Source organism: Microvirga tunisiensis (assembly GCF_009296175.1).
GTDB lineage: Bacteria > Pseudomonadota > Alphaproteobacteria > Rhizobiales > Beijerinckiaceae > Microvirga > Microvirga tunisiensis.
In genome coordinates this window covers 1-7,906 of the sequence record NZ_VOSK01000287.1, presented here as the reverse complement: position 1 = coordinate 7,906, position 7,906 = coordinate 1, and the positions used below count along the sequence as shown (strand labels likewise).

At 61.4% G+C, this 7,906-nt stretch carries 4 protein-coding genes and 2 pseudogenes; 3 read left to right on the top strand and 3 right to left on the bottom strand.

What is annotated here, in order from left to right; translation table 11 throughout:
• Positions 1-279: 279 nt before the first annotated feature.
• Positions 280-2,706: an AI-2E family transporter gene (locus FS320_RS33960; RefSeq protein WP_152716806.1), complete on the bottom strand. Its 2,427-nt coding sequence runs from the start codon at positions 2,704-2,706 to the stop codon at positions 280-282.
• Between the two features lie 381 nt (positions 2,707-3,087).
• On the opposite strand from FS320_RS33960, the gene FS320_RS33955 reads away from it, so the two are divergent.
• From FS320_RS33955 to FS320_RS33945, 3 genes and pseudogenes are all read left to right on the top strand, one after another.
• The gene (locus tag FS320_RS33955; protein ID WP_152716805.1) at positions 3,088-4,509 is read left to right on the top strand and encodes an APC family permease; all 1,422 of its coding nucleotides are present in this window, start codon (positions 3,088-3,090) and stop codon (positions 4,507-4,509) included.
• 1,574 nt (positions 4,510-6,083) lie between these two features.
• A pseudogene (locus FS320_RS33950) lies at positions 6,084-6,323 on the top strand (IS6 family transposase); the annotation flags it as partial.
• A gap of 70 nt (positions 6,324-6,393) precedes the next feature.
• Complete coding sequence (locus FS320_RS33945; protein WP_162003424.1) at positions 6,394-7,092, top strand: IS6 family transposase; 699 nt, start codon at positions 6,394-6,396, stop codon at positions 7,090-7,092.
• A 67-nt stretch (positions 7,093-7,159) separates the two neighbouring features.
• Here FS320_RS33945 and FS320_RS33940 read toward each other — a convergent pair whose 3' ends face one another.
• Entirely contained in the window at positions 7,160-7,480 is a 321-nt protein-coding gene (locus FS320_RS33940) for a DUF1476 domain-containing protein (RefSeq protein WP_152716804.1), read from the bottom strand.
• A 103-nt stretch (positions 7,481-7,583) separates the two neighbouring features.
• A pseudogene (locus FS320_RS33935) lies at positions 7,584-7,906 on the bottom strand (integrase core domain-containing protein); the annotation flags it as partial.

Here is a 7,906-nt window from a genome sequence, read left to right as displayed (position 1 = left end):
AAAGCGGACCTTCTCACGGCCAAGCTGAAGGGCAGTCCGTGACCCTGGTTGTGTAAAAACGCGAACACCTCAGCTCTCAACGAACTATTTGTACAACATCAAGCCCGTACACCGGGGAATCCCCGGTCTATCGAGGCTTACAGGAAATTAAATTGCTTCACGGAGCGGCCCGATCGCGTTTTGACACAGGCTCGACCCGATCCGGACCTTACGCCTTGTGGTGAGTTTGTCCCTGGTGGCGCGGTGTGTCTGCCGTGTGGGCCGCGTCAGAGGGCTGTCTCACGTGGCGCTAGCAACCGTGACGAGGCCGGCTTGGGGCCTGCGCGCGTCTTCGGCAGAGCGACGCTCGATCTGGCTCATCAACTCGTCGGCCATATCCTGGAGGCGCCGGCAATCCAGCTCCGGGAACTCGCGTGGCCGCGTGTCGATGATGCACAGAGTGCCGATCACCAGCCCCGCCGAGGTCCGTAGCGGAGCCCCGGCGTAGAAGCGGATGCCCTTCTCCAGCACGAGCGGATCGTCGGCAAAGCGGGGATCCTTGGTCACGTCGTCGGACACCAGCACGTCGTTCGCCGCAATCACGTGGGCGTCGAGCGATTCCTCATGAGGAGGCTGCTGGCTGACTTGGACTTCCTGAGTCGGTCCTGCCGCATCGGGCTGGGGCCGATGCACCTCATCCACGAAGGACACAAGGGCAATCGGGACATCGAACGCCTGCGCGACTTTCCTGGATGCCTCGTCGAACTGACGGCCCTTCACGGAGGCCAACCCGAGATCGTGCAGCGCCGCAACCTGCGCCTGCTCGGTGTCAGGAAGGACCAGGGGCGCTTCGCCCGTCGATGCCGGGCGGCAGACCCATGCATTCACCTGCTCGACACAGGCTGCCAGAGAGGCGAAGACCGCATCGGCCGTCATCTGCTTCTTGAGGTCGTCTGCTTGCTCCGTTGCAGGCGCCAGGTTCCAGCAGCAGACGATGAGCTTCATGTGCGGTGCCCGGCGGCGCAGCCGACGGCAGATGTAGCGGGCATAAGCCTGCGGCTGTGGATGCAGGTAGGACAGGCACACCACGTCCACGCCCTGAAGGTCGAGCTGCCCCAAGGCCCCCTGACTGACGGCGATCGGCGGGAGAACCCGAGCGCCGATGCCCTGTTCCTCGAGCACCTGCGCCATCATCTCGGCCGCCGCGCGATCGAGTTCCGTCCGTCCCGCCAGGCAGAGGACCGACGAGGGCCGTTCCTCTCGTACGGGCGGTGCGCGATCCTCATCCGTAGCCACTTCGTCGCCGGAGGTGGCGTTCTCTCGGACATGGTCCTCGACCTCGCGCACGACGCAGATCGCCGTGTCGGCGACGAGCCGTCGGTAGTTGGTGTCCGTGGTGCTGCGCTGGCGGTCGTTCTCGGCCAGGCGGAGGGACGGGATGGCCACGTTGTCGTAGAACTCGCGCGAGGAGTGTTCGTCGACATAGCCCTCGGCCATCTCCACCGCCTCCTCGAGATTACCGGCAAGCAGGCGTTGGTAGAGGCGCTCCTCCGGGGCGAGCACCGGGTCGCTGCCGAGAAGAACGCCGAGGAATTCGAGCTGCGGCACGTAGCGGCCGATGACCACGAGGCACACCGTCAGGGGGGTGGCGAGGAACAGTCCGACCGGACCCCACAGGCTGGTCCAGAAGATCGCCGCCATGATGATGGCTAGCGACGACAACCCCGTGCTCGAGCCGTAGAGCCACGGCTCGATGACGTTGTTGCTGATGAGTTCGGCCACCAGGAACAATCCCACCACCCAGAATAGCATCGTCCAGCCAGGATCGACCGCGATCGCAAGGGCAATGGGGAAGAGGGCGGCCAGGAAGGGACCGAGATAAGGAATGAAGCGCAGCACTGCCGCTAGCAGGCCCCACAGCAGAGCATTCGGCACGCCGATAAAGTAGAGGGCGATGCCGATCGGGATGCCGTAAGTCAAGTTCACCACAAGCTGCATCAGCAAATAGCGGCTGACCCGGGCAGCCGCGTCGTTGATGGCCTGCGTGCTTTTCTGGAGATCGCCAGCACCCGCTAGCTTAATGAAGCGGTCGCGCAGATCCTCGCGCTCGAGCAGCACGAAGATCACGAAGATCACCACCAGGCCGGCCGTGGCCAGCGGAGCGAGCAGCGGACCGACAACGGCCTGGATGATCTCAAGAGGCTTGGCCTGCGGGGCTTCGAGCCGCACGGTGACCGGCTCCTGGGCGGTGCCGCTGCCGAGCCTGGACCCGGGTGTCTGCGCCGGAACATTGTCAGGAGGCTTTTCGCCGGAGATCTGCTTGCCAACATCCTGGATGGTAGTCGTGAACTTGTCCACGATTCCCCCGCCGGGAGCGGAGGCCTGCAACGAGCGGATCTTGTCGGTGATGGTAGTCTGGTAGGCTGGAAGGTTGTTGGCAAGCTGAACGAGCTGGCGCCCGACCACGAAGGCAATGCCTGCGATCAGTGTGAAGGCAAGCGTGACGGCGACGAGAACCGCTGCAATCCGCGGCAGCCGCCATCGCCTGAGCCAGTTGACCAATGGCGTCAGAGCGAAGCTCAAGAGAATGGCCAAGGCGAAGGGAACGAAGATATCCCGACCGAAATAGAGACCTGCGATCGCCAGAACGATGCCGCCGGCGGTCAGGATGGGAGATCCTGCCGGCTGTAGGGCTGGCGAAGGTGGAGCCGGAGCCGGGTCGGCCATCGTGCGGTGCCTTCGGTTCAGGTTGGCCGGAGAACAACTCGATGCCAAGACCTTTAGATCCGTTCGGCGGTTCGGGTGCGTGGGCGCTCCCGCCTTAGCCAAGGTGTTGATGCTCGGCCTGTTACGGCCGAAGCTCATAGGGCCTGCGCTGCCCATCCCATGGCACGATCGGCAAGGTATGACTGAAGGGGCTGCCCACAATGCTGCCCCTCAAAATCAATGGAGCTTTGCCTTAGCTTCCGTCCTTCGCGAACTTATCCTGGACCAAGCAGGCACGCTCGCCGCAGCTACTGTGGGGATGACAGCGTCCTGCAAGCACCAGCTTAGCTGGAACGGTTTAGCAGCCTTAGCCATTGATCCTTGGCAGGAAGGACTGTTCCCATGAGCGATCTGGCGACAGACAGCGGCGCATCCGCCAAGGCGGAACTCGAACCCGGTCTTCACCGGGTGATGGGACCAGGGTTGTTACTGCTCTTCATTGTCGGCGACATTCTCGGCACCGGCATCTACGCACTCACCGGCCAGGTGGCGAAACAGGTCGGGGGTGTGGTCTGGCTGCCGTTCCTGGTCGCCTTCGTGATCGCGCTGATCACAGCGTTCAGTTATCTCGAGCTTGTCACCAAATACCCCAAGGCTGCGGGCGCCGCCCTTTACACCCACAAGGCCTTCGGCATTCATTTCGTCACCTTCCTCGTGGCCTTCGCGGTGATGTGCTCGGGCATCACTTCCGCGTCCACTGCCTCACGAGCCTTCGCAGCCAACTTCTCATCCGGCTTCGACCTCGAACTCGACAGCTTCGGCATCACGCTCACGGGGCTCCTCTTCATGGCGGTCGTCGCCATCGTCAATTTCCGCGGCGTCGGCGAGAGCGTCAAAGCCAACGTCGTGCTCACCTGTGTCGAGCTCACGGGCCTCCTGATCATCATCATCATCGGCGTCTGGGCCATCGGCGCAGGACAGGGCGACGTGTCCCGCACCCTCACCTTCGAGGCACCGGGGGACCGCGGCATGTTCTGGTCCGTCATCGCCGCGACGACGCTGGCCTTCTTCGCCATGGTGGGCTTCGAGGATTCGGCGAACATGGCGGAGGAGTGCAAGGACCCGTCTCGGATCTTCCCGAAGGTGCTCCTCACCGGCCTCCTCGCCACAGGCCTTATCTACATTCTCGTGTCGATCTCGGCCATCACCCTCGTCCCGGCAGCCGAACTCGGCGAGGGCGAGACGCCGCTCCTCAAGGTGGTCTCGGCCGGCGCGCCGGGATTCCCTCTCGGCGTCTTCGGCATCATCACGATGTTTGCGGTCGCCAATTCGGCGTTGATCAACATGCTGATGGCCAGCCGTCTCGTCTACGGGATGAGCCGGGAGGGCGTGCTCCCGCCAATCCTTGGCCGCGTGCATCGAAGCCGGCGCACACCCTACGTCGCAATCGCCTTCACCTCGCTCCTGGCCTTTGGCCTGATTACCTTCGTCGGCGCGGTGCCGGCGCTCGGCGGTACGACCGCACTGCTGCTTCTGGGCGTGTTCACCATGGTCAACATTGCGGTCCTCGTGCTTCGAAAGGACAAGGTCGACCACCCGCATTTCAGGAGCCCGACGATCCTGCCGGTTCTTGGCGCAATCTCGTGCGCGTTCCTGGTTGGCCCCTGGACCGGTCGCGCCTCCGTTCAGTACGCGATTGCCGGCATTCTGCTGGCTATCGGCATCGTGCTCTGGTTCGTGACCGTGTTGGTAATGCGTTCGCAAGGACTGAACCCGTCTGGAGAGGAACTTCCGCCCGTCAGCCACTCCGGCCCAGTGAACTGAAAGCGCAGGACTGCAACGACGTGGGCTTTATAGCTTGGTGTGGCTCAGGAGTGGTATGAACAGCGAGCGCGATCGGTGGATCTTACCGAGAGTCAGCGAGCACAATGGCTGTTGTCTCCCGGAGGTGATGACGCACCACGCGCGGCCACATCCGCGGATGTGGCCGCGCGTAGTACCGTATGAGTGCCTCCTGTGGTTTCACAGAGATACGGTGTGTGTAGCGAACATCCGCGCTTGGCACTGAGCTGCCCTTGTCCTGAGGTCCCTTGCCGTCCGCAAAGCGCCACTCATTCGGCTTATCTACGTTACACTTTGACCTGCTCCGGACTATCCTGAGGCTGGAACACGTGGCTGACGGAGCGGTTGATCCCATTGGCTCTCAATCCCATAAGCAGGTTCCGCGACAACGCTCGACCTGCTCGTCAAATCAAGCACTCGCATTCGAACCGGGGGCGGCGGAACATCCGCGCTTGCCCCCGGCTTCGCTCTCTGAGAAATAATGACTGCCTTGGGTGGCAGCCCTGCAGGTCAGTTCCTCTCGCGGTGTTATAGACCGAAGCAAGGCCCGCCTAACACCGAGCGAATGCAGGGCGATCCACCGCGCCTGCTACCAGAGGATGTGACGGTCACTCCGCCCTGAGGCCCTCTTGGCACTCGGTGATCCCGCACGATCGGAGTAGTGCGATGATCTCGGATAACGGGTTCTGCCCGATGATCTCGGACGATCACAGGCGCGCGATGATCGCGGACCACGGGTGGCATGCGATGATCGCGAGCCACGAAGCCGCTGCCATCGTAGCCGCGGTCACGTGCTGCGGCTCCGTCGTGTGCGGCAACGAAACCCAGACAGGCGGAGAGCGCGACGGCAACGCGGGTCAATGTCGTAATACCGGATTTCATGGGATGGCTCCTCTTCGACAAGTGAGGAGCTTACGACGCGCGCCATCCAAGATCTGTGACCGAGATCACAGGCAGAATGTTTCCGCCTTTGCTGCCTGCATCAGGGCACATAGATGATGGACATCGAAGTCGGACTGGAGAGGGACAGCTCGTCCGTGCGCCTGGAATGTCTCGTTCTGGCACTCCTGAGACGTAAGCACTTGGTCCGCTTCAGCGGTGAAGAACTGATGTTCGTTGAGCGGTCGGATCGCGAAAGGATGACCGAACCTATCTGAAAACGCTGACCATCTGCTCCTAGGAGAAATCTTATGTCTCGTAATCCCTGATGCAAAGGCCGAAACTTGTACAGATTGTTTGTTGTGGTGAGCGCAGTATGAGTTTTCGCACAAGCTCGGCCCAGAGCTGCCTCTAGCTCTTCCAGCAAAAGTCGCGTCTGTCACGGTTCCGTCAACGGCCTTACGCGAAATCTTGCCGTAAGACATTGATCTATACATTTCCACACCTCCTCAGGCTTTTGATCCGCTCCTTTTCATGTGGAGCGACCGGCAGTTGAAAACCTCGGATAGAAGGTCGTAGCAAGGGCCCCATAGTGGCTTTCACAGGAGTAGCCATGTGCTCAGGCGGTGTTGTCACGTTAACTCGGGTTTGAAACGCGCCCGTGTAGACGGGCCAGCATGAGCAAGCCTGTCAGCTACAAACGCCATCGCTTTCCGCCTCAGATCATCGCCCATGCGGTGTGGTTGTACTTCCGGTTTCCTCTGAGCCTGCGGCTGGTCGAGGAGATGCTGCTCGAGCGCGGCATCCTCGTTTCGTATGAGACTGTCCGCCGTTGGGCGCTGAAGTTCGGGCCGGCGTACGCTCGCCGCCTCAGGCGCAAGAGACCAAACCATCGCGATATCTGGCATCTCGATGAGGGGCTCTGTCGCAACAATTTGTTTCAGAGTTTCAGCTACTGAGACCCCGGTCACAGTAGCGGGGGACGCGGTGTTCAAGGGCAGGCATTTTGATCGATCTGTGATCCTTCTCTGCATCCGGTGGTACTTGGCTTACAATCTCAGCCTCCGAAATTTGGAGGAGATGATGGCTGAGCGCGGCATCTCCGTCGATCACGCAACCATTCATCGATGGGTTATCCGGTATTCGCCCGAACTGCTGAAGCGCTTCAACTCACGCAAGAGGGTTGTCACCAGCAGTTGGCACATCGACGAGACATACATCAAGGTCCGCGGGCGCTGGATGTATCTTTACCGGGCAATCGACAGCAACGGCGATACGATTGAGTTCTGGTTCAGCGAACGGCGTAACCTGACGGCCGCCAAGCAGTTCCTGCGCAAGGCCCTGAAGCGGCATGGCCGGCCCGAGAGGATCGTCATCGATGGCAGCCAGACCAACCGTAAGGCGATCCTGTCCTGCGATACCGCAGACCGGCTTCAGAACAGATCACAGCGTGATCTGAAACCCATTCGCATCCGCCAGAGTGCCGACCTCAACAATCGCATCGAGCGGGATCATCGGGCCATCAAGCGGCGGGTTCGCCCGATGATGGGGTTCAAGTCCACGAGTAGCGCTCGCACGCTCCTGGGCGGCATCGAAATGGTGCACATGATGCGAAAGGGACAGGCGAAATACGCCTGCACTCAGCAACCGTCGCTCGCTGAGCAGTTCGAGCGGCTCGCCGCATAAGCGAATACGATCCGCGCTCAGATCTTTCTGTCCGCAATCAGAAATTGCGACAGAGCCAGAAATCTTATCATCCCGCTTTGATCTGCTCGATGGCTTCATTCATCAGGCCGGACAGGACACCGGCCAGCGCGGCATCGCTGGCCGTCTTGCCAGCGGCCTCGAAGTCCTGGCGCACCTTGCGGATGACGTCGGCATCCCCGGCTTCCTCGAAATCCGCCACGACAACAGCCTTCGCATAGGTCTCGGCATCCGGGCCGGTCTTGCCGAGTTGATGGGCGGCCCAAAGACCGAACAGCTTGTTGCGGCGGGCCGTCGCCTTGAACAGAAGCTCCTCGTCATGAGCAAACTTCCTTTCGAATGTATCTCGGCGATCATCGAAACTGGCCATATCCGTCCTTCTCCTCAGGTTCGTGGCTTGTGCGATAGGGGTGCCCTGCGGCGACGCCTGTGGCCCACCGGGTTTGAAGCAGGCCCTAACCCGGCGCAGAAGCTTAGGGGATCACTGCTGCGTCAGGTTGATCTGTTAAATTGTCTGGATGCGAGACCTCCTTGGCATGAGCGATGACCTGGAGGGCTGGCGGCAACGCGTCTGCATCGGGTGGCTTGTAGCGGCGGTTGGCGAGCTTCGGCTCGGCAGCCAGGCGGCTTCGCACAACCTCATCCGGGGATCGCCCCTTGAGCACGCGTTGACGTCTTCTGTTATAGGCCTGATTGAAGCCCTTGAGCAGCGTCTCGAGGTCCCGATGGCTGTAGATGGTGATGCCCAGCACCTCGCGCTGCACCCGCCCGTTGAAGCGCTCCACGAGACCATTGG